This window comes from Candidatus Accumulibacter aalborgensis (assembly GCF_900089955.1).
GTDB classification, from domain to species: domain Bacteria; phylum Pseudomonadota; class Gammaproteobacteria; order Burkholderiales; family Rhodocyclaceae; genus Accumulibacter; species Accumulibacter aalborgensis.
Genome location: NZ_FLQX01000001.1, coordinates 90,966 through 114,734 on the forward strand (window position 1 = coordinate 90,966; position 23,769 = coordinate 114,734).

The 23,769-nt window shown below is 61.3% G+C and carries 24 protein-coding genes and 1 tRNA gene; 20 read left to right on the forward strand and 5 right to left on the reverse strand.

Features of this window, described 5'->3' with window-relative positions; translation table 11 throughout:
- Position 1 precedes the first annotated feature (1 nt).
- The 3 genes from ACCAA_RS00440 to ACCAA_RS00450 all read right to left on the reverse strand — a co-directional run bounded on the left by ACCAA_RS00440 (position 2) and on the right by ACCAA_RS00450 (position 1,503).
- Positions 2-235 (reverse strand): PP0621 family protein, encoded by a 234-nt coding sequence (locus ACCAA_RS00440; protein ID WP_186405281.1) that lies wholly within the window; start codon positions 233-235, stop codon positions 2-4.
- 216 nt (positions 236-451) lie between these two features.
- Positions 452-528, reverse strand: a tRNA-Pro gene (locus ACCAA_RS00445).
- A 12-nt stretch (positions 529-540) separates the two neighbouring features.
- The gene (locus ACCAA_RS00450) at positions 541-1,503 is read right to left on the reverse strand and encodes a polyprenyl synthetase family protein (RefSeq protein ID WP_425394433.1); all 963 of its coding nucleotides are present in this window, start codon (positions 1,501-1,503) and stop codon (positions 541-543) included.
- Positions 1,504-1,672: 169 nt separating this feature from the next.
- On the opposite strand from ACCAA_RS00450, the gene rplU reads away from it, so the two are divergent.
- From rplU to proB, 4 genes are all read left to right on the forward strand, one after another.
- Entirely contained in the window at positions 1,673-2,008 is a 336-nt protein-coding gene (gene rplU, locus ACCAA_RS00455) for a 50S ribosomal protein L21 (protein WP_186405283.1), read from the forward strand.
- Between the two features lie 19 nt (positions 2,009-2,027).
- Positions 2,028-2,291, forward strand: coding sequence for a 50S ribosomal protein L27 (gene rpmA / locus ACCAA_RS00460; RefSeq protein ID WP_186405284.1), 264 nt, complete (start codon positions 2,028-2,030; stop codon positions 2,289-2,291).
- A gap of 141 nt (positions 2,292-2,432) precedes the next feature.
- On the forward strand, positions 2,433-3,533 hold the full coding sequence (cgtA, locus tag ACCAA_RS00465) for an Obg family GTPase CgtA (protein WP_186405285.1): 1,101 nt from the start codon (positions 2,433-2,435) through the stop codon (positions 3,531-3,533).
- Between the two features lie 2 nt (positions 3,534-3,535).
- Entirely contained in the window at positions 3,536-4,654 is a 1,119-nt protein-coding gene (gene proB / locus ACCAA_RS00470) for a glutamate 5-kinase (RefSeq protein WP_186405286.1), read from the forward strand.
- A gap of 22 nt (positions 4,655-4,676) precedes the next feature.
- Here the strand turns inward: proB and ACCAA_RS00475 are convergent, their stop codons facing one another.
- Complete coding sequence (locus tag ACCAA_RS00475; RefSeq protein ID WP_186405287.1) at positions 4,677-5,408, reverse strand: flagellar brake protein; 732 nt, start codon at positions 5,406-5,408, stop codon at positions 4,677-4,679.
- 256 nt (positions 5,409-5,664) lie between these two features.
- Between ACCAA_RS00475 and ACCAA_RS00480 the strand changes: the two genes are divergently transcribed.
- The 16 genes from ACCAA_RS00480 (at position 5,665) to ACCAA_RS00555 (ending at position 23,152) form a co-directional block, all read left to right on the forward strand.
- Complete coding sequence (locus ACCAA_RS00480; protein WP_186405288.1) at positions 5,665-7,371, forward strand: GspE/PulE family protein; 1,707 nt, start codon at positions 5,665-5,667, stop codon at positions 7,369-7,371.
- Between the two features lie 8 nt (positions 7,372-7,379).
- Positions 7,380-8,327: a DNA-methyltransferase gene (locus tag ACCAA_RS00485; protein ID WP_186405289.1), complete on the forward strand. Its 948-nt coding sequence runs from the start codon at positions 7,380-7,382 to the stop codon at positions 8,325-8,327.
- A 36-nt stretch (positions 8,328-8,363) separates the two neighbouring features.
- Positions 8,364-9,593 (forward strand): type II secretion system F family protein, encoded by a 1,230-nt coding sequence (locus tag ACCAA_RS00490; protein WP_186405290.1) that lies wholly within the window; start codon positions 8,364-8,366, stop codon positions 9,591-9,593.
- Between the two features lie 135 nt (positions 9,594-9,728).
- On the forward strand, positions 9,729-10,196 hold the full coding sequence (locus tag ACCAA_RS22380; protein ID WP_186405291.1) for a prepilin-type N-terminal cleavage/methylation domain-containing protein: 468 nt from the start codon (positions 9,729-9,731) through the stop codon (positions 10,194-10,196).
- An 88-nt stretch (positions 10,197-10,284) separates the two neighbouring features.
- Complete coding sequence (locus ACCAA_RS00500) at positions 10,285-10,743, forward strand: prepilin-type N-terminal cleavage/methylation domain-containing protein (RefSeq protein WP_186405292.1); 459 nt, start codon at positions 10,285-10,287, stop codon at positions 10,741-10,743.
- Positions 10,733-11,347 carry a type II secretion system protein gene (locus ACCAA_RS00505; protein WP_186405293.1) on the forward strand — a complete coding sequence of 205 codons (615 nt, stop codon included), beginning with the start codon at positions 10,733-10,735 and terminating at the stop codon, positions 11,345-11,347. Before ACCAA_RS00500 ends, ACCAA_RS00505 begins: the two co-directional genes overlap by 11 nt.
- A complete protein-coding gene (locus ACCAA_RS00510; protein ID WP_186405294.1) occupies positions 11,331-12,203 on the forward strand; it encodes a type II secretion system protein in 873 nt (290 codons plus the stop codon). The genes ACCAA_RS00505 and ACCAA_RS00510 overlap by 17 nt, the downstream gene beginning before the upstream one ends.
- A complete protein-coding gene (locus ACCAA_RS00515; RefSeq protein ID WP_186405295.1) occupies positions 12,200-12,766 on the forward strand; it encodes a hypothetical protein in 567 nt (188 codons plus the stop codon). The genes ACCAA_RS00510 and ACCAA_RS00515 overlap by 4 nt, the downstream gene beginning before the upstream one ends.
- 22 nt (positions 12,767-12,788) lie before the next feature.
- The gene (locus tag ACCAA_RS00520) at positions 12,789-16,466 is read left to right on the forward strand and encodes a DUF6701 domain-containing protein (RefSeq protein WP_186405296.1); all 3,678 of its coding nucleotides are present in this window, start codon (positions 12,789-12,791) and stop codon (positions 16,464-16,466) included.
- 127 nt (positions 16,467-16,593) lie between these two features.
- Positions 16,594-17,568 carry a type IV pilus biogenesis protein PilM gene (locus ACCAA_RS00525; protein WP_186405297.1) on the forward strand — a complete coding sequence of 325 codons (975 nt, stop codon included), beginning with the start codon at positions 16,594-16,596 and terminating at the stop codon, positions 17,566-17,568.
- Between the two features lie 80 nt (positions 17,569-17,648).
- The gene (locus ACCAA_RS00530; RefSeq protein ID WP_186405298.1) at positions 17,649-18,275 is read left to right on the forward strand and encodes a hypothetical protein; all 627 of its coding nucleotides are present in this window, start codon (positions 17,649-17,651) and stop codon (positions 18,273-18,275) included.
- Positions 18,272-18,961 carry a type II secretion system protein M gene (locus tag ACCAA_RS00535; protein WP_186405299.1) on the forward strand — a complete coding sequence of 230 codons (690 nt, stop codon included), beginning with the start codon at positions 18,272-18,274 and terminating at the stop codon, positions 18,959-18,961. The genes ACCAA_RS00530 and ACCAA_RS00535 overlap by 4 nt, the downstream gene beginning before the upstream one ends.
- Positions 18,946-19,353 (forward strand): hypothetical protein, encoded by a 408-nt coding sequence (locus ACCAA_RS00540; RefSeq protein WP_186405300.1) that lies wholly within the window; start codon positions 18,946-18,948, stop codon positions 19,351-19,353. The genes ACCAA_RS00535 and ACCAA_RS00540 overlap by 16 nt, the downstream gene beginning before the upstream one ends.
- A 29-nt stretch (positions 19,354-19,382) precedes the next feature.
- The gene (locus ACCAA_RS00545; protein WP_245754356.1) at positions 19,383-21,125 is read left to right on the forward strand and encodes a secretin N-terminal domain-containing protein; all 1,743 of its coding nucleotides are present in this window, start codon (positions 19,383-19,385) and stop codon (positions 21,123-21,125) included.
- Positions 21,126-21,150: 25 nt separating this feature from the next.
- Positions 21,151-21,984 carry an ExeA family protein gene (locus ACCAA_RS00550; RefSeq protein WP_186405302.1) on the forward strand — a complete coding sequence of 278 codons (834 nt, stop codon included), beginning with the start codon at positions 21,151-21,153 and terminating at the stop codon, positions 21,982-21,984.
- 19 nt (positions 21,985-22,003) lie between these two features.
- The gene (locus ACCAA_RS00555) at positions 22,004-23,152 is read left to right on the forward strand and encodes a tetratricopeptide repeat protein (protein ID WP_186405303.1); all 1,149 of its coding nucleotides are present in this window, start codon (positions 22,004-22,006) and stop codon (positions 23,150-23,152) included.
- Between the two features lie 254 nt (positions 23,153-23,406).
- On the opposite strand, the gene ACCAA_RS00560 is transcribed toward ACCAA_RS00555, so the two are convergent.
- Entirely contained in the window at positions 23,407-23,739 is a 333-nt protein-coding gene (locus tag ACCAA_RS00560; protein WP_186405304.1) for a cupin domain-containing protein, read from the reverse strand.
- Positions 23,740-23,769 lie beyond the last annotated feature (30 nt).

The window sequence follows — 23,769 nt, forward strand, 5'->3', positions numbered from 1 at the left end:
CTCAGGCGTCGTCCGAGCGAGGGTCGCGAAGATGGGCAGCGCAGCAGTAGTAACGCCCATTGGCCAGAATGCTCTCGCTGACCGGCTGATTGACGCCGCAGCGGGCGCACTGCACCATGCGCTCGGCTTCGCGCTGAGGCTTCTCGTAGGCAGAACCGCTGCGCAACTTCCGGGAATGGCGCCAGAGCCACCAGACAGCGAAGACCAGGGCGATCAGCAGTAGGATTTTCGTCATTGCCAGAGGAATCCTGCGGGACTGTCAAGCATAGCAGAATGTTCCGAGAAGGGATCAGGCGCTGCCCTTCGTTTCGGCAACAGGTTGTCGATATTGAGGAGGACTTGGCTAAGGACTTGGCGAAAGACTCGGAGCAGAACTGGAGCAAAGCCGCCTGAACTTTGCTCCAACATCCCGCAAGACAAATCGTCAGTTTCCGGTTTGTCTCGAAATCAGTGGTCGGGGCGAGAGGATTCGAACCTCCGACTCCTGCGTCCCGAACGCAGTACTCTACCAGGCTGAGCTACGCCCCGACCGAAGCCGCGCTAATGAGACCTAGCGACGGCGAAGAGGCATAATTCTAACAAGGAATCCTTGTATTGAGAAGCAGGCACGACATCCAGTGCAGCAGCAGCGAGTCCTGCCTCGTCGCCGGCTTTCCGTTTGGCATATTCCAGGGCGCCGGTGGCGCGGATTGCTTTCAAGACGAGAGGCAGGTCATCCCGGCCGCCACTCTCGATCGCGCTGCGCACGCAGGCCGCCGCTTCGGCGCTGCCATTCTGGATGACAAAAATCAGCGGCAGCGTGGGTTTCCCTTCAGCCAGGTCATCACCCAGGTGTTTGCCGGTCTCAAGCTCGGCCCCCGAGTAATCGAGGACATCGTCGATCAGCTGAAACGCCGTACCCAGGTGGATGCCGTAAGTCGCCATCGCCTGTTCAACGGCCGGAGTGCCGCCACCGATGATCGCACCCAGTTGCGCGGCGGCCTCGAACAATTTTGCCGTCTTGTAGCGGATGACCTGCAGGTAGCCCTGCTCATCGACATCGGCGTCATGGCAGTTCATCAATTGCAGCACCTCACCCTCGGCAATGACGTTTGTCGCATCCGCCAGCACCCGCATGACGCGCATGTCGCCAACCGCAACCATCATCTGGAAGGCACGCGAATACAGGAAGTCACCGACCAGCACGCTGGCCGAGTTGCCAAACATCGCATTGGCGGTTTCACGGCCGCGCCGCAGGTCGGAAGCATCGACCACGTCGTCATGGAGCAGCGTGGCCGTATGAATGAACTCGATCACTGCCGCAAGCTCCTGATGATACGTGCCGCGGTAGCCCAGCGCGCCAGCCGAGAGCAGGACCAGTGCCGGACGCAATCGTTTGCCGCCGCTCTGGATGATGTACTCGGCGACCTGCCGAACCAGAGCGACATCGGAATGCAGGCGCTGACGGATTACCGCGTCAACCGCCTTCATGTCAGGCTCGATCAGGTTGTAGAACTGCTCCATTCTCACGACACGGCACCTTGGCACAAAACTGCGGAATCTTAGGCGCCGACCTGCCTTGCGTCAAGCAACGCTTGCGTGAAAGAGTGCGCAAATCCCTTTGACGAGAAGGAAAACATACGTATAATGCGCGGTTCTTCGCTTCATTTTGTCTAGTTTTTTGGAGTCCAACATGTACGCGGTCATAAAAACCGGGGGCAAGCAGTATCGCGTTGTCAGCGGCGAAAAATTGAAAATAGAACAGATACCGGCAGAAGTTGGCGCAGAAATCACCCTTGACCAGATCCTCATGGTCGGCGAAGGCGAGACCGTTACGGTCGGTACGCCGATCATCGCCGGTGCCACGGTCAGGGCGACTGTGCTTTCACAAGGCCGTCACGACAAGGTTCGGATTTTCAAGATGCGTCGCCGCAAACACTACCAAAAGCATCAGGGGCATCGCCAGAATTACACCGAAATCCGGGTTGATGTGATTGCCGGCGGCGCGGCGCTGGTTCCTTCAGCCTGATTTGACAGGAGTCTGACTCATGGCACACAAGAAAGCGGGCGGCAGCGTACGTAATGGCCGCGACTCGGAAGCAAAGCGTCTGGGCGTCAAGCGCTATGGTGGTCAACTGGTTCGCGCCGGCAACATCATCATTCGCCAGCGTGGCACGGCCTATCATCCAGGCGAGAACATGGGCATCGGCAAGGATCACACGCTTTTCGCGCTGATCGACGGCCATGTCCAGTTCGCGATCAAGGGTGCGTTGCGCCGTCGTACGGTCAGCATCGTTCCTGCTGCCGTCTGAAGCCCTGTACGCAGGCTGCCTCACGGCAGCCTGTCCTGGACAAAGCCCTATCCTTGCCGATAGGGCTTTTTTGCTTTGCAGGGCAGGGCAGGTCCGCAGGACTATTTGTTTTCCCATCTGGCCACACGGAAAGACCCCACCATGAAATTCATCGATGAGGCGAAGATCTTCGTCGCCGCCGGCGACGGCGGCAACGGTATCGCCTCTTTTCGGCGCGACAAATATGAGCCTGAGGGTGGCCCGGACGGCGGTGACGGCGGACACGGCGGCAGCGTGCACTTCGTCGCTGACCGCAACGTCAATACCTTGATCGAGTATCGCTACGCGCGCAGGCATCGCGCCGGGCGGGGGCAAAACGGCGGCTCCAGCGACTGCTATGGCAAGCGCGGGAAAGACCTGACCTTGCGCGTGCCCGTCGGCACCGTGATTGCCGACGTGAACACCAACGAAGTCCTCGCTGACCTCGATGTGGACGGCAAGAAACTTCTGCTGGCCAGAGGCGGCCGTGGTGGGCTGGGCAACATCCACTTCAAGTCGAGCGTCAATCGCACGCCGCGCCAATGCACCCGTGGCGAGGCGGGCGAGCAGCGTGAACTGCGACTCGAATTGCGCCTGCTGGCCGATATCGGCCTGCTCGGTCTGCCCAACGCCGGCAAGAGCACCTTCCTGCGCGCCGTGTCGGCAGCCCGCCCAAAGGTTGCCGACTACCCCTTCACCACCCTTCATCCACACCTGGGTGTCGTGCGCCTGAATCCGAACCAGAGCTTCGTGATCGCCGACATTCCCGGCTTGATCGAGGGCGCCGCCGCCGGCGCTGGGCTCGGTATCCGCTTCCTCAAGCACCTGACGCGTACGCGCCTGCTGCTGCACATCGTCGACCTCGCACCGACCGACCCGGATGCCGACCCGATCCGCGATTGCCTGACCGTTGTTCGCGAACTCGAGCAGTACGATCCCGAACTGGCCCGAAAACCGCGCTGGCTGATTTTCAACAAGCTCGATCTGATTCCCGTCGAAGAGCACGAGAAGCGGATCGCCGACTTCCTGCACGCCGTCGGCACGCCTTCCAGCGAGTGTTTCCGCATCTGCGCCATCAGCGGCCAAGGCTGCCGCGAGCTGACCCAGAAACTGCAGCAGGCGCTCGATCAACTGCCAGTCGCACCAGCGGCCGCCGAAGCAAGCGACAGCACCCCTGCCGAAGGCTTTGCCGACGACGTGTTCGCCGACCACCAGGGTCTGTGAGCATGGCCATTACCCGCATCGCCTCAGCGCGCCGACTGGTCATCAAGGTCGGTTCCGCCCTGGTCACCAACAACGGCGAAGGCCTTGACCTCGCTGCCATCGACGAGTGGGCGCGACAGATCGCCGAGCTGCGACAGTCGGGGAGACAAGTCATTCTGGTCTCCTCGGGCGCCATTGCCTGCGGAATGCAGCGTCTTGGCTGGCGGAAACGTCCGCGCGCGGTGCACCAACTGCAGGCCGCAGCGGCGGTCGGCCAGATGGGTCTGGTGCAAGCTTATGAAAGCGCCTTTGCCCGCTACGCGCTGCACACCGCGCAAATCCTGCTCACCCATGACGACCTCGCCGACCGCAAGCGCTACCTCAATGCACGCTCGACGCTGAGCACTCTCCTCCAGTTGGGCGTCGTGCCGATCATCAATGAGAACGACACCGTGGTCACCGATGAAATCAAGTTCGGTGACAATGACACACTCGGTGCGCTGGTAGCCAACCTTGTCGAAGCTGATTGCCTGATCATTCTCACCGATCAGGACGGCCTGTTCACGGCCGATCCGCGCAGGGACACGGCAGCGACCCTGATCGCCGAAGCGCGTGCCGGGCTCCCGGCTCTGGAAGCCATGGCTGGTGGCGCCGGAACGCAGTTCGGCAAGGGCGGCATGATCACCAAGGTCATCGCCGCCAAGCGCGCTGCGCGCAGTGGAGCACACACAGCCATCGCCAGCGGCCGCGAACCGGACGTCCTCTTGCGCCTGGCCCGGGGAGATATGCTGGGCACGCTGCTGGTGTCGGAAACACCGGCGCTCACCGCGCGCAAGCAATGGCTCGCCGACCACCTGCAGCTCAACGGCCGCTTGACTCTCGACAAGGGAGCAATCCAGGCACTGCAGGAGGGAAAGAGCCTCCTGGCGATCGGGGTTCTTGCCGTGCAGGGCGAGTTCGAACGTGGCGCTGCAGTCGCCTGCGTCTGCGGCAACGGTCAGGAGGTTGCCCGCGGCCTGATCAATTATGGCAGCAGCGATTCACGGCGCATTGCGCGCCGTGCCAGCCAGGACATAGAAGACATCCTCGGCTACATCGACGAGCCGGAAATCATCCACCGCGACAACCTGATTCTCACCTAGCGGTCATCGGGTTGCGACGTGTTCAGTGCGGCGATTCGGCCAGCTTCTGATAGACGAAAGCCGTCAAGGCGATAGCCACGTCATTGGCCAGACCGGCAAACTGAAGACCATGCAGGAATTCGCCGTACTCGTCCTGCGACACTGAGCGGATAGCCGCATCAATTGAGGTCACGAACTCGATCTCCCTGATGTCAAAACGAAACTTGAGCGACAGAAGGTCGCCACTGCTGCCCAGCCGTGTTTTGGCCGACAATAAAGCGCCACTGACACTGAGGTTGGTCAACAGGCCTGCAGCGGTAACCGTCCTCATATCCTCCTGCATGACCACAGCGCAGATGATCCTGACGGGGACCCGCTCTCCCGCACGGACCACCAGACCTCGCACCTGCGACGGATAGCTGAGGTGCATGTGGGGGAAAGGGATGCTTGATGATTTCAGAACGTTGGCCGTAAAGGCATAGGCGTTCCTGCCGGCGAAGAAGCGAACGACGAATGCCTGGCCTTCGCGCACGTAACACAGGCGTCCTTCGGCTTCTGGAATGGTCACCAGAACGCTCCTGCCTTTCAGATAACCCACCAGTTTGACGTAGTACCGGGCTTCCGCCTGCTCGATCTGTGTCTGGATCTGGAACGAGTCGCCGATGGCCAGCTTGATCTCGTCAAGCGGCACAACGCGCTCGCTGGTCGGTTCCGGAATGCCCAGCTTGCCGGCATCACGTTCACCAGCCTTCGAATGATGAGGCGTTTGCTTCACCTGTGTACTCCCTGCATGGTCGCTTTGCCGTTAATGCATCATGCGGCGACAGCCTCTCCAGGACGAAACCCTGTTGTCCGAGAAAGCCCCGGCTACGCCGGTAAACCGCCCATTTCACAGGCCCGCCGATCTCCGTGTCGCCCGTATGAACTCCGATGATAGCAGCTAGGTCGAAGCGGGATACCAGAAATTCTTTCCGGCGATCAGATAGAATCCGGCGATTAGCGTAACTGCCCTCAGGGCGACGGGAGCTTGTATGGCTCGGCCAGAAAAGATTCGCCTCGGCGATCTACTCGTTCAGCAAGGTCTGCTCAGCGATGAGCAGCTCAGGTTCGCGCTCGACGAGCAAAAGCGCAGCGGGCGCAAGCTGGGCCGTATTGTGGTCGAAAGCTCCTTTGTTAGCGAAGAGGCCATTTCTCAGGCGCTGGCAAGGCAATTGCAGGTGCCGTACGTCGATCTCAAGCACTTCGATCCCAGGCCGGAACTGATCAAGTTGCTGCCCGAAGCGCAGGCACGGCGTTTTCGTGCCCTGGTGCTGGGCGAGGTTGCCGGCAGACTGCGGATAGGTTTCGTCGATCCGACCGACCTGCAGGCGTATGACGATATCTTCCGTCTGCTGCGTCGTGAACTCGACCTGGTGGTGGTTGCCGAGAGTCAGCTACTGGCGCTGATCGATCGCGTCTACCGGCGTAGCGAAGAAATCAGCGGCTTGGCCAAGGAGCTGACCGCGGATCTGGGCGATGTGCCGGTCGAGTTTGGCGACCTGCTCGGAACGGCCACCGGCGCCGAAGAAGCGCCGGTCGTCAAGCTGCTGCAAACGGTCTTTGAAGAGGCCATGCGCTCACGCGCTTCGGACATCCACATTGAGCCCCAGGACCGCTCGCTGCGCGTTCGTTTCCGCATCGACGGCGTCCTGCATGTGCAGACCGAGGCGGATGCCAAGATCGCATCGGCGCTCGCGCTGCGTCTGAAGTTGATCTCGGGGCTCGACATCTCGGAAAAACGGCTGCCGCAGGATGGACGTTTTGCGATTACGGTGCGCAACAACCCAGTCGACGTGCGTATCTCGACCATGCCGACGCAGTACGGCGAGTCGGTGGTCATGCGCCTACTCAACCAGAACACCGGGCTGCTCGGGCTGGAGCGGCTCAACATGCCGCCGCACACGCTGGCACGGCTGCGCCATGCCGTCCGTCGCCCGAGTGGCATGGTCCTGGTCACCGGCCCGACCGGGAGTGGCAAGACGACGACGCTCTATGCGACGCTGTCCGAACTCAACACCACGGAAAAGAAGATCATCACCGTCGAAGACCCGGTCGAATACCGCTTGCCGGGAATCAATCAGGTACAGGTGCACGAGAAGATCGATCTCTCGTTCGAGCGCGTTTTACGTTCCGCTCTGCGCCAGGACCCGGACATCGTGCTGGTCGGCGAAATGCGCGACCGGATCACCGCTGAAATCGGCATGCGGGCAGCGATTACCGGCCACATGGTACTGTCGACGCTGCACACCAACGACGCCATTTCAACGCCGATGCGGCTGCTCGACATGGGTGTGCCGCGCTACATGGTCGCGCTGTCGCTGCAACTGGTTCTTGCCCAGCGACTCGTGCGAGTGATCTGCGAAAACTGTGTCCAGCCGCATTCGCCTGAGCCACACGAGCGCGAATGGCTGCGCCACGAATTGGGCAACACCGTTGACCACCACCGCTTCGGTCAGGGGAAGGGTTGCGCGCGTTGCGCGGGAACCGGCTACCATGGGCGGACCGGGGTGTACGAAATGCTTGAAATGAGCAACGAGATCGTCGAAGCGATCGGCATCGACGACCCGGGAAGATTCATGCAGGTGGCGCGCAAGCAGATGGCCGGCGCGACCCTGCGCCGTGATGCCGTGCAACTGGTAGTGAGCGGGCGCACGACCATCGACGAAGCCATGCGCATCAGTAATCAGTTCGAGGATTGAAGGCTTTCATGGACCAACTGACTCTCATTGAACCGAGCGAGCTTGAGCAGCGGGCCAAAGGCAAAATATTTGTATTACAGTCCAATCATCAAGGATTTCGCTTGCAATTCGAGCACCCGAATGGGCGCTTGTATCAAGGAAATTCCATCGACTGGCTGAAATCTCTTGATGATGCATCCGTTGACCTCGTCTTTGCTGACCCGCCGTACAACATCAGGAAGGCCGAGTGGGATAGTTTCGATAGTCAGGAAGAATATATTGACTGGTCCATCCAATGGATAAGCCAGGTCTCGCGGGTATTGAAGCCTGCCGGCTCCCTGTACGTGTGCGGCTTCTCGGAAATCCTTGCTGACTTGAAGCACCCGGCGTGCCGATTTTTCCAGCATTGCCGGTGGCTTGTCTGGCACTACAAGAACAAGGCGAATCTGGGTCGTGATTGGGGCCGAGCACATGAAAGCATCCTTCATTTTCGGAAGTCTGATGCGGTCAAAATCAACATCGACGACGTGCGTACGCCTTACGGGGCACACACGCTCAAATACCCCTCGCATCCGCAGGCCGAAACAAGCGCCTATGGCAGGGGCGCAGACAAGGAACGCGACCATTGGACGCCACACGCCAAAGGGGCAAAGCCAAAAGACGTCATTGATATTCCAACCACCTGCAATGGCATGGGTGAAAAAACACCACACCCGACCCAGAAACCCGAAGAGCTGGTGCGTAAATTCGTTCTGGCATCGTCGAACAAGGGTGAACTGGTCATTGACCCCTTTTCCGGATCGGGCACCACGGCGGTCGTTGCCGAACAGCTCAACCGGCGATGGATGGCTTGCGATCTTGATGCACAGTACAACCAGTGGGCCATCGACAGGCTGCAGAGCGTTCTGCGCATGACCACCGAAGGCTGGATAGCGCATGACCGGAAAGTGGCCGAAAGAAGGGAATCCATCCGATGAGCGTTGCCGACCGAGCAAGAAAGTCACCAGCCGATCATGCCGACCTTCGCCTACAAGGGACGTAATAGCGGCGGGCAGCTCGTCGAGGGGGTGCTTGAGGGCGCCAATGCAGGCGCCATCGCCGACCTTCTGCACGGGCAGGGGCTGATGCCGGTCGACATCAGGGAATCGTCAGCCCCGGCGGCCAAATCCGCATCCAGCCTGAGTGCCGCCCTGTTCGCGCCAAAGGTTTCGACCATCGACCTGCTGCTCTTCAGCCGGCAGATGCACAGGCTGCTCAAATCAGGAGTGCCGATCATGCGCGCCTTGAATGGCTTGCGCGAGGCGGCGACCAATCCGACCTTGAAGGGCGTCATCGGCGAGGTGCGCGAAAGCCTGGAGGGCGGCCGCGAGCTGTCGCAAGCCCTGGCACGGCATCCACGCATTTTCTCGCCGTTCTACCTGTCGATGATTCGCGTTGGTGAAGCCACGGGTCTGCTCGAGGAAATTTTCTTCCGACTGTTCGAGCACCTCGAGTTCGAGCGTTACATGCGTGAACAGGTGAAGGCGGCGCTGCGCTACCCGAGTTTTGTCGTCGTCGCCATGGCGGTGGCGATCGTCGTCATCAATGTCTTCGTCATTCCCGTTTTTGCCCAGGTGTTTGCCGGCTTTGGCGCGGAGTTGCCGCTGATGACGCGCGCTCTGCTCGGGTTTTCCGCCTTGATGGTGAACTACTGGCCGCACTTGCTGGCCATCGTCATCGGCAGTGTGCTGGTCTTTCGCGCCTGGCTCGGGACCATCAAGGGCCGGCACGACTGGGACCGGATGTCCCTGCGCATACCGATTGCCGGCAAGATTCTGCACAAGGCAGCGCTGTCTCGATTTGCCCGCAGTTTTTCCCTGGCCATGCAAAGCGGCGTTCCCGTGATGCAAGCCCTGTCCAACGCGGCGCAAACGGTAGACAATAGCTATGTCGCACGACGTATCGAGAGTATGCGCGAGAACGTCGAGCGTGGTGAAAGCCTGTTGCGTTCGTCGATCAGCGCCGGCATCTTCAGCCCGGTGGTTTTGCAGATGGTCGCCGTCGGCGAAGAGTCGGGCGCCGTCGACGACATGATGAGCGAGATCGGCGGCATGTATCAGCAGGAGGTCGAATACGAACTCAAGACTCTTGGGCAGCAGATCGAACCGATCCTCATCGTATCGCTGGGCATTCTGGTGCTCATCCTGGCCCTTGGCGTGTTCCTGCCGATGTGGGATCTCGGCAAGACGGCGATCAGGCGCTGAGGAACGCCGCAGGGGCTTTGCGACACGATCAGAAAAGATCTGTCCCAAGTCTAAAGATGGCGGGTTCGAGGCCGATAAGGTCATTGTGTGGAAGCAGAATGATTCCCGGGTGGTGATTTTCTTTAGGAGATGCAAATGGAAAGCAGGCAACAAGGCTTTACGTTGATCGAACTGATCGTCGTGATCGTGATACTCGGCATTCTGTCGGCAACCGCTTTGCCCAAGTTTTTTGACCTGAGCAAGGAGGCACGCGCCGGCGTCATGCAAGGCGTCGAGGCCGCGATGCGCGGAGCCGACACGATGGTTTATGCAAAATCCGCGGCTGCCGGCACTACCGCCCTGGCTTCAAGCTCAGTCACAGTCAATGGGACTGCGGTGGCCACGGTTTATGGTTACGCCGGAAGCGCGACAGCATTGAACTCGGTGCTGACATTGAACCCGGTGGGCGATTTCGGCGTTGGCGCAATAGCCACCGACGGCAGCATTCAGCACAAGAAAGCCAAAGATTACGCGACCGCACCCGACACCTGCGCCGTGGTCTATGTGAAGGCCGCAGATGCAGTGACACCTCCTACCTACACGCTGACTTCAACCGGCTGTTAAGCCTTCCGGGTTGCTGCAGGATGAGGGAAGCCCGCCCCCATTTTCTCCGAGCGGGCACGCTGCATCCGGCGTGACGCCAAGAGTTGACATGCCGCGTTCGCCGGGTTTCACGCTCACCGAACTGGTCGTGATCATCGTCGTCGTCGCCGTGCTGGCGGCGATTGCCGTGCCGCGCTGGATCGGCAAGTCGGGTTTCGAGGATCGCGGCCTGCGCGACGAGACGGCGGCGGCTCTGCGCTACGCGCAGAAATCGGCCATCTCGGCACGGCGGCTGGTGTGCCTGAACTTCACCACCAGCGGCCTGACGGCGAGCGTGGCGTCCAGCTTCGCGGCGAGCGACTGCAGCGGCGGAACGGCGCTGGGCAGGCCGGGTGGCGGAACGTTGAACGTCGCCGGGACCGGTGGCGCAAGGTATTCCGTGCATCCTGGTGCAACGCTGACTTTCAGCCCGCTCGGTCGTCCGAGTCTCGGGACGACGATTGCCGTCGAGAATCTGCCGCCGACGCTCAACATCACGGTAGAGCCCGAGACCGGCTATGTGCATTGACCTCGATGGACTCCGTGCTGGCGCCGGCCAGCGCGGAGCCACGCTGATCGAGTTGATCGTCTTCATGATCATCATCAGCGTCGGCGTCGTCGGCCTGGTCAGTGTCACGGGCTCGCTGACGCGCGACAGCGCCGATCCGATGCTGCGCAAACAGATGCTTGCGATTGCCGAATCGCTGCTCAACGAAACGTTGCACCAGCCCCTTACCTACTGCGACCCGGACGATGCCAACTTCGCCACGGCGACCAGCACAGCGGGCTGTTTCGCTACCTCGCAGGACAAGGACGGCGTCGCCGCACTAAGCAGCGCGACGCCGTCCAGCGAAACGCGCTACGCCACTGCGCCAGCCGCGCAGTTCGACAATGTCGCCGATTATGGCGGTGCCACGAGTGCCAATGGTCGCCTGCACTCGCCGATCGACGACATCACCGGCGGCAACCCGGTCGCCGGCTACACGGCTGCGGTAGTCGTGACGCGAGCCGGAACGGCTTTCGGCCTGGCCAAAAATGGTGACGCACTGCAGGTCACGGTCACCGTCTCGCACGCCGGTCAGGATGACTTTTCGCTCACCGGCTACCGCTTCCGCTATGCGCCGCGCAACTGATCTCGCCGCGCGCCGACACCTGCGCGGCGTGACGCTGATCGAGATGATCGTCGCCATCGTCGTCACCGGCATCCTGTTGTCGGTGGTCAGCCTGTTTACGCGCAACCAGATCATGGCTTACTTCGACGTTGCCGCGCGTACCGAGTTGGCCGACGCGGCCGATACCGCGCTGCGCCGCAGCGCGCGTGACCTGCAGGCAGCACTGCCGAACAGCGTTCGCCTCTCGGGAAACTTCCTTGAGTTCGTCCCGATCAAGGACGCCGGCCGCTATCGCGCGCAAAGCGGTGGCGGCGCCGGCGACGACTGGCTGGATTTCAACGACCCGGCCGACCACTCTTTCGACGTCTTCGGGCCACCGGTCAACGTGGCTCTCGGCGATCAACTGGTAATCTATAACCTCGGCATTCCGGGGTCGGATGTGTATACCACCACCCTTGCCAACAGCAGTCGCCGGGCCATCGCGCCGCCCACTGGGACAGTCAGCAATCTGTCCTACACGGTGGGCGGCGCCCAGTTCCCGCTGGCCTCGCCGCAGAACCGCTTTCAGATTGTCGGCGGGCCAGTCAGCTTCGAATGCGCGCCGAATGCCGCCAGCCCCGATCTCGGCACCATCCGCCGGCACTGGTGCTACGCGTATACCGACCCGCAGCCGACGTCTTTCGGCGCCCTGGCAACCTATCCCGGATGCCCTGCGGTGCAATCGGCAGTCCTCGTCGCCGGCGTCAGCGCCTGCGCCTTTGCCTATGCGCCGGGCGCTCTGCAGCGCAACGGACTGGTGTCGATGAGTATTACCCTGACCCGCAACCACGAGAGCGTCATTCTGCTGCACCAGGTCGACGTGATGAATACGCCATGAAGCCGATGTTTCCTGCGCCGCGACCCAGAGGCTGTGCAAGAATTGCCGCAGCCCCAGCAGAGCGGGACGACGTACGCAAGCGCGATCCACTGATTTATTCGCCAGCGCTCGGCGGCCGCCAGCGCGGTGTGTCGATCATCACCGCCATCTTCATCCTGCTGCTCTTTGCCGCACTGGCCGCTTTCATGGCCAGCCTGGTGAGCACCGCCCACATCACGTCGGCACAGGACGTGCAGGGCGCGCGCGCGTACCAGGCGGCGCAGGCGGGTGTCGAGTGGGGGCTGTTTCAACTTGATCCGAATGGCGATGCCGCTGCCTTGCCGACCTGTTTTGCGGCCACGGTCCTGACGGCGATTCCCGGCTACAGCGTGTCGGTCGCTTGCACGCGCTATCCGGGAGCCGCGACCCCTTATGCCGAGAGCGGGCGTACGATACGCATTTTCGAGATCGTCGCCACCGCCACCGCAATCGGTTCGTCGCCGGTGATAGTCGAGCGGCAGGTGAAGGCGAGGATCGAAAAGTGTCGCGATGCGACCATCACCGCTGCTCCTTACGACTGCTGAGCGGGCATAGCCCGGAGATGCGATGAACGAGGAATATCCTGAATCGCGGTCAGTACGCGGGTGGTGCACGACGGTCAGTAGCGCGTGCGTCCTGGCCCTGTTCTTCCCGGCTGAAGGGCTGGGCGCCAACCTCTGCGTATCCAGAGCAACCGGTGACTGGAGCGCTAGCACCACCTGGAATAGCTGTGGTGGCGCAGTGCCAGCGGATGGCGATACGGTGACCATTGCCAGCCCCCACACGGTCACCCTGGACAGATCCTCGAATACGATTGCCTCACTTACCGTCAACAGCGGCGGCACAATCACCAGTTTTGGAAATTTTGACCTTTATCTGGGCGGAAACCTGGTGAACAACGGGCTACTGGATATGGCGTCCGGGAGTCGCACCAACACCATCTATCTCGTCGGAACCGACCTGACCTCGACCTGGTCCGGTACCGGGACGTGGAGCCTGGACAACGTCGATCTGAATGGTACGGGAAACAATAAGTGCACGGGAACTTGCAAGCTGGAGGTCACCGGGACGCCAACCCTGTCTTTCCTGACGACAAATGTTTTTTCCGGCAACTCGGTAAGCAAGCTCTTCAACAGCAACAACAACGCGGCGTTTACCGTTCAGTTGAATCGGGCGGGGAACCAGTCTCTGCAGACCACGGGCGCAAGCTATCCCAATCTGGTTCTTTCGGGCTCAGGAACCAAGACACCAGCCAGCGGTACGCTGACTATTCTTGGCAGGACCACAGTTTCGGCGGGGGTGACGCTGGATGCCGGCAATAACGATCCCACGATCAATATCGGAGGCGGTCTGACGATCGCTGGAACCTACACGGCGAGCAACAACAGCGCACGACCGCTGACGATTTCGGGCGATTTCACCAATTCCGGTACTTTCACAGGCAACACTGCACCGGTCAGTCTGGCGGGAAATTTCGCCAATAGCGGCACGTTCACTTCGGGGGCAGGGACCTGGACATTCAATGCCAGTTTGCCGAAAAGCATCACCGCCGGTACGCCAAGTTTTCAAAACATGGCGATCAACGGCAGTGGACTAACACTCTCGTCGGGCAACGTAACGGTCAGCGGGCTGCTGACCCTGACGAACGGCAATATCATCACGGGGCCGAATTCACTCGTCGCGTCGGCCAGTTGCCCCGCAGGTATCGGCCGCACAGCTGGGTACGTTGATGGAAACCTTCGGTTGACCTTCCCATCGGCCTCGACGACATGCACCTTTCACGTTGGAAACGGTTCCTACGCACCGATCGTCATCACGAATACCGGTGCGGGCACCTTAACCGGCAGCACGAAGGGCAGCGATTTGCCGCCCAGCGGAACGGCCGGTATCAGTGCCAGCCTGGACGTCAATCGTTACTGGACCTTGTGGGCTCCCGGCGACACCATTTCATCCAGCACCTACAGCCCAACATTCACTTTTGCAGCCGCTGACCTGGATTCCGGAACGACGACATCGTCCTTTATCGTCGGCAAACTGGTCGGCGGCACCTGGTCCAATCCCACTGTCGGCATCAGGACGTCGACGACAACCCAGGCCATCGGCCTTACCGGTGGTATCGCGGCCCAGACCACCTTTGTGGTTGGCAACGCAGCATCGGCGGTCGACCATTACGAACTGTCGCTGCCCACCAGCAGTATCAGTTGCCTGCCAACGACGGTCATGGTGACTGCCTGCGCCAACACCAGCAGCCCGTGCACCAGTACCGACACTTCGGCGAGCGGCAGCACCGCTACCCTGGCGACCACTGCCGGGACTTTGGCCGCCACCACGCTGACCTTCAACTCGGCAGGCGTCGCGACGACCACCTTGAGCTATCCGGCAGCGGCCAATGGCACATCGGTATCGATCACGCTTTCTGGCGAGCAAATCGCCGCCACCCATCCTCGCCAGTGTTGCCCGAACGGCATCAACTGCAGTGCAGCGAGTAGCTGTTCCACTGGTTTCGCTACGACGGGCTTCATCGTCGCCAGCGCTGCCAACGGCGTGGCGGCGACGATTCCTTCCCAGATCGCCGGTACTTCATCGAACACCTATTACTTGCGTGCCGTCAGGACCAACACCACGACCAAGGCTTGCGAGACGGCCCTGACCGGCAGCACGGCGGTCAACATGGCCTATGAATGCAACAACCCGACGACCTGCTCGACCAGCAACCTGATGAGCATCAATGGTGGCACCTCGACGACCATCGCGCGCAACGCCAATGGCAGCGTCAGCAGTTACACCCCTGTTGGCCTGGCCTTCGACAGCAGCGGCAACGCGCCTTTCACTTTCAACTATGGCGATTCCGGGCAAGTCCGAGTGTATGCCAGCAAACCAGCCAGCTCGCCATTTCTCGCCGCCTTGAACGGCTCGTCGAACGCCTTTGTGACCAGGCCAGCCGGCTTTTCTCTGACCGCCACCTGCGACAGCACGAGCACGACCAATGCCGCCAGTCAGACTTTGCCCAGCGTGACTGACCCCAGGTTTTGTGCGGCGGGAAGGACTTTCAGTGCGGCCGTTGCCGCTCGCACCTCGGGCGGGGTCGTGACGCCGAACTACGGACGGGAAAGCCCACCGGAAATCGTCGCTGCTACCTGGAGTCGGATACTGCCGACGACGCCCATGGGTGGCAGCGATGGCCTCTTGCCGTCAGGCGTGTTCGCCTTTGCCGGCGGCTTTAGCGGCACCTTCACCGCTAGCGGTCTCAAATGGAGCGAAGTGGGCATTCTCGCGGCTGCGCTGACCGTTAGCGACAGCGATTATCTGGGGGCCGGCAATGTCACTTCGACCGCTTACGTCGGGCGCTTCTATCCCGACCATTTCGACGTCGTCGTCACGCCGCAGTGCGCGGGCTTCGTCTATTCCGGGCGCGCCACTGCGTCGGCGCCGACCGGGCGGACAGGGCAGCCTTTTACCGTCAAGGCCACGGCAATGAACGGCCTCTCGGCACCCACGCCGACCACCAACTACAGCAGTGCCGCCGGATTTTCCAAGGATGTCGATCTGACGCTCTCGGCTGGTGGTGCCGTTGGCGCACTCTATGTCGATTCGACGCCGGGCGGTATCCGCGCCATCCCGGCGGGCAAGTTTGCCAGCGGCGTCGGGACGGTTGGCTACAGTGACCCTTCGGGCAAGATTTCCTATGTCTTCAATATCTTTCCGACCGTCCCCACGGCGATCGCCGTGCATGCGGACGATGTCGATAGCGCGCCGTCGACGGGAACGGACGGAGCGACCTCAGCACGCAGCGGCCGTTTGCAACTGGGGAGTGCATACGGGTCCGAACTCCTCGCCTTGCCGATTCCGCTGGAGGCTCAACATTGGACTGCCGGGGCCGCGGGCGGCTACTTTGTGACCAACCGTGACGACAACTGCACAAACTTCGCAGCGTCGAGCATCGTCCTGTCCAACTTTACGCAGAACCTGGCGGCCTGCGAAACGTATCTTTCGCCGGGGAGCACGGTCACGCTGGCCAAGGGCAAATCCCCTCTGCGGCTGACCGCGCCAGGTGCCGGCAATGACGGCAGCGTCAGCCTGGCGCTGAACGTCGGCAGTACGGCTGCCGGTTCGACGTGCATTTCATCGACACCCTCTTCGGCTGCGGCCGCCAACCTGCCGTGGTTCGGTAGCAGCAACCCGGCCGGGCGAGCCACTTTCGGGGTATTCAAGACGCCGTTGATTTATCGCCGTGAAAGTTACTGACCCGAGCTTCGGCGATGTGGCGCAGGCTGCGTGCCTGCGCCACAGGTGTGAACAATGGACAACACTCCGCTGTTATTTGCTGCGTTAGCAGGTATCCTTGCACGGACAAACTGTATTGAGCGATGCAATGCTGTCATTTTTCCCCGTTCGACGTCAGCCCGGCTGGATGGCGGTCCTGCCGCTTGGCGACCGCATTGCGCTGGCGCATGTCGTTCGCGGCGCCGGTGTCCGGCCGGAGGTTCGGATGCTGGCGTCTTTCCGCGTCGAAGGCAGCGAGGTCGACGCCTTGCGGCGCCTGCGCACGGCACGCCAGCTCAAGGCCTACGCCTGCACGACCTTGATGGCCAACGGCGAGTACCACCTCACGCAGCTCGATGCGCCGCCCGTTCCCCAGGCGGAGCGCAAGGAGGCGCTGCGCTGGGCGCTCCGGGACATGGTCAGCTATCCGCTCGAAAGCGCCTGTGTCGATGTGCTCGACGTGCCCAACGAGGCTCTGCCGCCCGGGCGGTCAGCCGGAGTTCTGGTAGTCTCGGCCGCCGAGCAGGCGGTGCGTTCGCGTGTCGCCGTTTTCGAGAAGGCAAAGACAGGTCTGGACGCGGTGGACGTTCCTGAACTTGCGCAGCGAAACGTCGCAGCCTTGCTGGAAGACGAGAACCGCAGCCTGGCTTTTCTCCGTATCGACGAAGCCGGCATGATGCTGACCCTGACTTTTCAGGGCGAGCTGATTGCCGTGCGCAGCGGCGTGATGAATACGCTTGAGTTGAACAGCGCTTCCCAGGATCAGCGCGCGCACGTCAGGGAGCGTCTGCTGCTCGATGTGCAGCGTAGTCTTGACCATTTTGATCGGCAGTACAGCCGAATTCCCATTTCCAGGCTGGTTCTGGCGAGTTCTCCGCCGGTCGAGAATCTCGCTGCCGAGCTGGGTGAAAATATCGACGTTCCGGTCCAGGAGATGGATCTTTCGTCGGTGATGGATTTCCCTGCCGTTCCGGAATTGAACGACTGCCAGTGTCAGGCGAGAAATATTCTGGTGATTGGCGCAGCACTGCGTACGACGCGTACTGCAGGTACTACACTAGGCGTCGCCAAGGAAGTGGCGTGAGTCAGCAGATCAACCTCTACGAACCCCGCTTGCGGCCGCGTCATGAACTGGCGATAGCGCGTCATCTGGGGATGGGTGCGTTGGCCTTGCTGGCACTGATGACGGCGATTTCGCTAGGGGCCAGCTTTGTAGTGAACGGGAAAAGCGAAGAGCTTCGTGTTGTTGAGAAACAGTTGGCCGACGAACGGGCAAAATTGACCGCGTTGAGCAGCACGGTTGCGCAGCGGCGCGTGTCGCCAGCGCTGGCCACCGAGTTGGCCAGCGCAAAGGCGATGCTCAGTGCCCACCAGGATGTCCTGCTCGTGCTGGAGTCTCGTAAATGGGGCAACAGGCAGGGATTTTCGGGCTTCATGTCTGCTTTCGCGCGACAGTCGCAAAGCGATCCCTGGCTGACAGGGTTTCTGATCACCGTCGGCGGTGATGAAATCGAAATCCATGGCCGCCTGCTCGACCCGGCAAGACTGCCGGCCTACGTGCAGCGCCTGAGCACTGAGCCGGTGTTTCACGGCCGTCGCTTTGCTGCGCTGGAAATGCGCGACGTTGATCCCGGCGATAAGAAAACCGATCCGCCGGCAATGGCCAGGGTGTCCGAGATCGGCGTGGCGCAACATGGGGAGGCCAAATTGCCGCGTTATGTTGAATTTGTTCTTCGCTCGGAGAATGCGGTGACCTTGAATGCCGCCGCGCGCACGGGAGATAAGCCATGAAGGAGCAATGGCTCAAATTCGCTGTGCGCTATGATGCGCTGCAATTGCGCGAGCGCTGGCTGCTTGCTGCGGCGATGCTTGGCGGCATCGTCCTGGTCGGCTACAGCCTCTTCGTCGAGCCGGTACTGAAGCGTTTGCAGCTCGCCGAGCGGAGTATGACCGAACAGCGCATGCAGATTTCCGTCCTGCAGGCGCAGCGGCTGGCGTTGCAGTCAGCCGAGCAGGACCCCGACCTTGTCGCACGCGCCGAATTGGCCGGCGTGAAGAATCAACTGGGCGAAGTTGGCGGCCGACTCGAGGCCATTGAAAGCGCATTGCTCCCCTCACAACGCATGCCCAGCCTGCTCGAGCAGATGATCGGACGCGATACGGGGCTGCGCCTGCTGAGCCTGAGAAGCCTGCCGCTTGCGCCTCTGGTGGACAAGAAGACCAGCGTCGATGAAACGGCGCCGGCAAAGTCCGTCGACAAGCCGGCAAATCCCGAGGTCGGCCTCTTCAAGCATGGTGTCGAGATCAAGCTTGAAGGCAGCTATCAGGCCTTGCTGTCGTATCTCGAGCGTCTCGAACAATCGAAGTCAGCTCTGCTGTGGAGCAGCCTCTCTCTGTCTGCCGAAAAGCACCCCAAACTGGTGCTGACGCTGACGGTATATACCCTGAGTCTGGATCGTGCATGGCTGATCGTTTGATGCCGGCATTGCACACCGCTGTGTCGTTGGCGCTGTGCACACTGACGACCGGAACACAGGCGCAATCGGTTCTGCCGGATCCCACCCGCCCGCCGGTCGGCATCTCGACGCCAACGCCGGATGCCGGGCCAGTCGAGCAGATCGCAGGCCCGGTCCTGCAGTCGGTGATGATTCCGAAGAAGGGCAAGCCGGTCGCCGTGATCGGCGGGCAGCAGGTCAGGCTGGGTCAGATGATTGGCCAAAGTCGCCTGATCAGGCTGACTGAACGAGAAGCCGTTCTCGAAGGCCCTGCGGGGATCGAACGGCTGCCGCTGACGCCCGGCATAGAGAAGAAAAAAGTCATGACCAGATCGCCGGCCGGCCAACGTGCGCAGAGTGGGGACCCCTCATGAAGTTAAGATCGATACTGCTGGTCATGCCGATGGCACTGCTTCTTGCCGCCTGTGCCAGCCAGCAGAAGACTCCGGGCACAAGCAGCTTCGAGCTGATCGGCAACGAAATGCAGCGGGCTGTGGACGCCAGATCGAAGGGGCTGGACGATGCCCTGAGCCGAGCCATGTTGCCGCCCTTGCAGCTTGATCTGCCCGACTCGGCGAAGCGCGTTGAGCCGCGTTTTGATCTCGCCGTCAGCAATGCGCCGGCCAGCCAGGTGTTCATGGCCCTGGCCAGCGATTCGCCGTACAGCATGCTGGTGTCGCCGGAAGTGACCGGCAACGTGACCGTTCGCCTGAAGAACGTGAACATACGTGAAGCGCTGGAAACGCTGCGCGATCTGTATGGCTACGAGTTCAGATTTCAGGGGACACGCATTTACGTTCAGCCCAACACGATGCAGACGCGCATTTTCCGGATCAACTATCTGGACGGAAAACGTCGCGGGCAGAGCGAGGTGCGCGTGATATCGAACACCATGTCCTCAGCGCAGCCGCCCACGGGGGCAAGCACAGGGGCGACCACGTCGACCTCCGCAGCGCCTTTTTCTCCAGGCAACTCGTCGACTGGCCCCAGCTCAGGCCCACCGAGTAGCCAAATATCGACCACCACGAACAGCGATTTCTGGCGTGATCTGACCACTGCGCTGACCAGCATTGTCGGCTCGCAGGACGGGCGTGCCGTGGTGGTCAACCCGGGTTCCGGGGTGGTGCTGGTCAAGGCTTTTCCGGCGGACCTCCGATCTGTCGAGGACTACTTGCGGATCACTCAGTTGATCGTCGAGCGGCAAGTGATTCTGGAAGCCAAGATCATCGAGGTGGAACTGAACGAAGAGTTTCAGTCCGGCGTCAACTGGAACCAGTTCGGCGGCACCAACAACCGTTTTGCCTATGGGCCAGTACAGCCGGGAGCTGTTCTGAATACCACGAACAGGGCCGGATTCGACGCCTCGAATGTCGTGCAGAATGGAGCGGGTGCGATCCTCGGGCCGGGAGTTGGCGTTCTGCCCGGGACGGGCGGGATTGCTGCGGCGACGCGGCTGGGCAGCGGTTTTTTCGGACTGGCGTTTCAGAGCGCAAACTTTGCCGCATTGCTCAACTTCCTGGAAACCCAGGGTAACGTTCAGGTCTTGTCGAGCCCGAGAATTGCCAGTATCAACAACCAGATGGCCGTGCTCAAGGTCGGCGTCGATGAGTTCTTTGTGACCAACGTAAGTTCTACGGTGACTTCGTCGGGCAACAACAACGTGACCACGCCGTCGATTACCCTGCAGCCTTTCTTTTCCGGCATTGCCCTCGATGTGACGCCGCAAATCGACGGCGAGGACAACATCGTTCTGCATGTTCATCCGTCGATCAGCCTGGTGAAAGCGAAGCAGACGGTGATTGATCTCGGCACACTCGGTCAGTTTACCCTGCCGCTGGCCAATAGTGCGGTCAACGAAACCGATAGCGTGGTGCGGGTGCAGGACGGCAACATCGTCGCCATCGGCGGGTTGATGAGGCAGGAGCAGTCATCGGATGCCAACGGGTTTCCCGGCACGACGGCTTCATCCACCTGGGGACTGTTGTTCGGCACGCGCAACAGCTATCTGAGAAAACGCGAACTGATCATCCTCATCAAGCCGACCATCATCCGCAACGACTCAAGCTGGAAGGACGATCTGATCGAGACACAGGGTCGAGTTCAGCAGCTCGATCCCCGCCTCGTCCGGCCCCAGGTGGGTCGCTAGCCGTGTGCTCGCTGCGGAGCGTACCTTGTATCTGAACCATTTCGGCCTCACCGAACTGCCTTTCGGGATCACTCCGGACACCAGTTTTGCTTACTCCGTCCAGTATCATCAGGAAGCACTCAATACCCTTCTGCTGGCCCTCAACGAGGGAGAGGGCTTCGTCAAGATCAGCGGAGAAGTCGGCACGGGGAAAACGCTGCTCTGCCGTCGGCTGCTGCAAACACTCGACGATGGCTGGGTAACCGCGTATCTGCCCAATCCCAATCTGGCTCCGGATACCCTGTTCCTGGCGTTGGCCGAGGAGTTGGGAATCACCGACGCCAGCGGCCTGGATCAGTATCATCTGGTACGACGAATCGGCCGGGTGCTGCTGGCCTATGCCGAAGACAACAAGCGCGTCGTGGTCTGCATCGACGAAGCGCAGGCGATGCCGGTCGAGACGCTGGAAGCCCTGCGCCTGTTGTCCAACCTGGAAACGGAGAAACGCAAGTTGTTGCAGATCGCCCTTTTTGGTCAGCCGGAACTGGATGCCAAGCTGCACCGTCCGGAAGCGCGGCAGCTTCTCCAGCGCATTGCTTTTCACTACCGCCTGGACGGTCTGAAAAAGGGCGAAATCGGCAACTACGTGGCGCACCGCCTGCGGGTCGCCGGTTACCGGGGCGAGGGTCTGTTCACGCCGGCGGCGTTGCGGGCACTTTATCGCGCCAGTGGTGGAACGCCGCGCCTGATCAACATACTGGCGCACAAGTCACTGCTGTCGGTTTTTGGCGAAGGGCGCCAGACGGCCACGGTGCGCCACGTCAGGCTGGCGCGCAGGGATACCGACGGCGCACGTCGCGTCGGCTGGTTGTGGGGATGAGGACGTCGGTGCACAAGACATGAGTCTGATCAATCAGGTACTGCAGGATCTCGACGCGCGCCGGGCAGCGCATGGCGTCGGTAGCACGCTGCCAAACGACGTGCGCCCTCTCCCGAAGCCGCAGAAGACGCAACTGCCAATGGTTCTGGCGGTGGTCGTGCTGCTGGTACTAGGCGGTGGATTTGCCGTGCATCACTGGGAGATAAGGCAGGAGGCCGCTCAGCCTGCCCCGCCGGGCGTACCGACGGCGGTCGCCCCGGCAGAGCTGACGACCGCGTCTCCAGCCGCTCCTGCGCCGCTGGCACGCGCGCAGCAGGAAGCGCTTCAGTCCGAGCCGCCAGGCGCAGCAAACGTTCCGGATAGTGGCGACCGAGTGCGCCATGCTGAGCCCATGACGCAGCCGACCGAGCAGCAGAAGGGAGCGAAGCCGCCCGGCACTGCCGCTGTGGGCGAGAATTCTGCTGCTGCCGATCACCCGTTCGCCGATGACCGTGGCAAGTCGGCGGTCGCCGAGCAACCGGGGCCTGCAGCTGCCGGCCTTGCGCCGCAAGGAACAGGCAAATCGGCCACGACGCCAGTGATCGAAAGAACAGAGGCCAGCGGTTCGCCACGGGAGCGTGCCGAGACCGATTACCGCAAGGCCCTGGCCAAACTTGATCAGGGACGCATCGCCGAGGCCATCGAAGGTTTGCGCCACGCGCTGTGGCAGGACCCTCTTCATGGCCCGTCCCGGCAGGTACTGGTCCGAGTGTTGCTGGACACGAAACGGCCCGATGAAGCCGCCCTGGTGCTGCAGGAAGGGCTGCAAGGGCAACCGGGGCAGATCGGCTGGGCGATAACTCTGGCGCGTTTGCAGGTTGATCGTGGTGACCTCACCGGCGCCGGGCAAACGCTCGATTATTCGCTTCCCGCGGCGGCGGGCAACGCTGATTACCAAGGCTTCATGGCGCACATCCTGCAACGGCTGGGGCGCAACGGTGAAGCGGCCGAACACTATCAGGCGGCAACCCGGCTGGCACCCGGCGATGGCCGCTGGTGGCTGGGTCTCGGTCTGACGCTGGACGCTGAGGGCCGTTCCAGCGAAGCGCGCGCAGCGCTGCTCAGGGCCAAATCTGCCGGCAACCTGAGCGCTGAGCTCGCAGCGCTGGTCGATCAGAAATTGCGCTAGATGTGACAGGCCTGGATCGCAGGTCTGGTTTGCGTAGCGTAACCCGGCATTCGCAGCCACCGAAAGGTCATGACTTTCGAGACACTGCCGATCATGAAAGTCATGGCCGTTCCCCCCCCTGGCAGGGCGCATTCCGGCGTGCACGCCGAAATCGCTCGATGGGCAGGGAGCATGCTATTGGACAAGGCTCGGATTGGGCACAGCGCTGGCTGTCTGACCCTCCGGCAGGTGCCCGAGCGTCGTGACACAAATCCCTATTTCCGCTTCAAAAACAGTGTGATAAGAAGGGCAGCGTCCTGCCTGCAATACAACGCATGCGGTATGGCATTATTCAGGTAGATGAGGTCGCCCGGCAACAGCGTCTGGGTTCTGTCGTGACAGCTGAAGTCCACTTCGCCTCTCAGACACAACACCGTCATCGCCCCGGCAGCGCTGTGTTCCTGCATGTCGGTACCGGCGCTCAGGACCAGGCGGAAGATCTCGATATGTTCGTCGCGCACCAAAGTAGCCGAAGTATTGCTGGCGAGCGCGTCGGTAGTATCGTTGATGTTCACCAGATCGCCCGACTTGGCGTGTGCTAGTGCCATGACAAAACCTCCTCGACGAAATGACCGTAC

Coding starts and splice junctions, on each gene's coding strand:
- ACCAA_RS00440 (WP_186405281.1), bottom strand. CDS start 235: ATGACGAAAATCCTACTGCTGATCGCCCTGGTCTTCGCTGTCTGGTGG.
- ACCAA_RS00450 (WP_425394433.1), bottom strand. CDS start 1,503: ATGGAGCAGTTCTACAACCTGATCGAGCCTGACATGAAGGCGGTTGAC.
- rplU (WP_186405283.1), top strand. CDS start 1,673: ATGTACGCGGTCATAAAAACCGGGGGCAAGCAGTATCGCGTTGTCAGC.
- rpmA (WP_186405284.1), top strand. CDS start 2,028: ATGGCACACAAGAAAGCGGGCGGCAGCGTACGTAATGGCCGCGACTCG.
- cgtA (WP_186405285.1), top strand. CDS start 2,433: ATGAAATTCATCGATGAGGCGAAGATCTTCGTCGCCGCCGGCGACGGC.
- proB (WP_186405286.1), top strand. CDS start 3,536: ATGGCCATTACCCGCATCGCCTCAGCGCGCCGACTGGTCATCAAGGTC.
- ACCAA_RS00480 (WP_186405288.1), top strand. CDS start 5,665: ATGGCTCGGCCAGAAAAGATTCGCCTCGGCGATCTACTCGTTCAGCAA.
- ACCAA_RS00485 (WP_186405289.1), top strand. CDS start 7,380: ATGGACCAACTGACTCTCATTGAACCGAGCGAGCTTGAGCAGCGGGCC.
- ACCAA_RS00490 (WP_186405290.1), top strand. CDS start 8,364: ATGCCGACCTTCGCCTACAAGGGACGTAATAGCGGCGGGCAGCTCGTC.
- ACCAA_RS22380 (WP_186405291.1), top strand. CDS start 9,729: ATGGAAAGCAGGCAACAAGGCTTTACGTTGATCGAACTGATCGTCGTG.
- ACCAA_RS00500 (WP_186405292.1), top strand. CDS start 10,285: ATGCCGCGTTCGCCGGGTTTCACGCTCACCGAACTGGTCGTGATCATC.
- ACCAA_RS00505 (WP_186405293.1), top strand. CDS start 10,733: ATGTGCATTGACCTCGATGGACTCCGTGCTGGCGCCGGCCAGCGCGGA.
- ACCAA_RS00510 (WP_186405294.1), top strand. CDS start 11,331: ATGCGCCGCGCAACTGATCTCGCCGCGCGCCGACACCTGCGCGGCGTG.
- ACCAA_RS00515 (WP_186405295.1), top strand. CDS start 12,200: ATGAAGCCGATGTTTCCTGCGCCGCGACCCAGAGGCTGTGCAAGAATT.
- ACCAA_RS00520 (WP_186405296.1), top strand. CDS start 12,789: ATGAACGAGGAATATCCTGAATCGCGGTCAGTACGCGGGTGGTGCACG.
- ACCAA_RS00525 (WP_186405297.1), top strand. CDS start 16,594: ATGCTGTCATTTTTCCCCGTTCGACGTCAGCCCGGCTGGATGGCGGTC.
- ACCAA_RS00535 (WP_186405299.1), top strand. CDS start 18,272: ATGAAGGAGCAATGGCTCAAATTCGCTGTGCGCTATGATGCGCTGCAA.
- ACCAA_RS00540 (WP_186405300.1), top strand. CDS start 18,946: ATGGCTGATCGTTTGATGCCGGCATTGCACACCGCTGTGTCGTTGGCG.
- ACCAA_RS00545 (WP_245754356.1), top strand. CDS start 19,383: ATGGCACTGCTTCTTGCCGCCTGTGCCAGCCAGCAGAAGACTCCGGGC.
- ACCAA_RS00555 (WP_186405303.1), top strand. CDS start 22,004: ATGAGTCTGATCAATCAGGTACTGCAGGATCTCGACGCGCGCCGGGCA.
- ACCAA_RS00560 (WP_186405304.1), bottom strand. CDS start 23,739: ATGGCACTAGCACACGCCAAGTCGGGCGATCTGGTGAACATCAACGAT.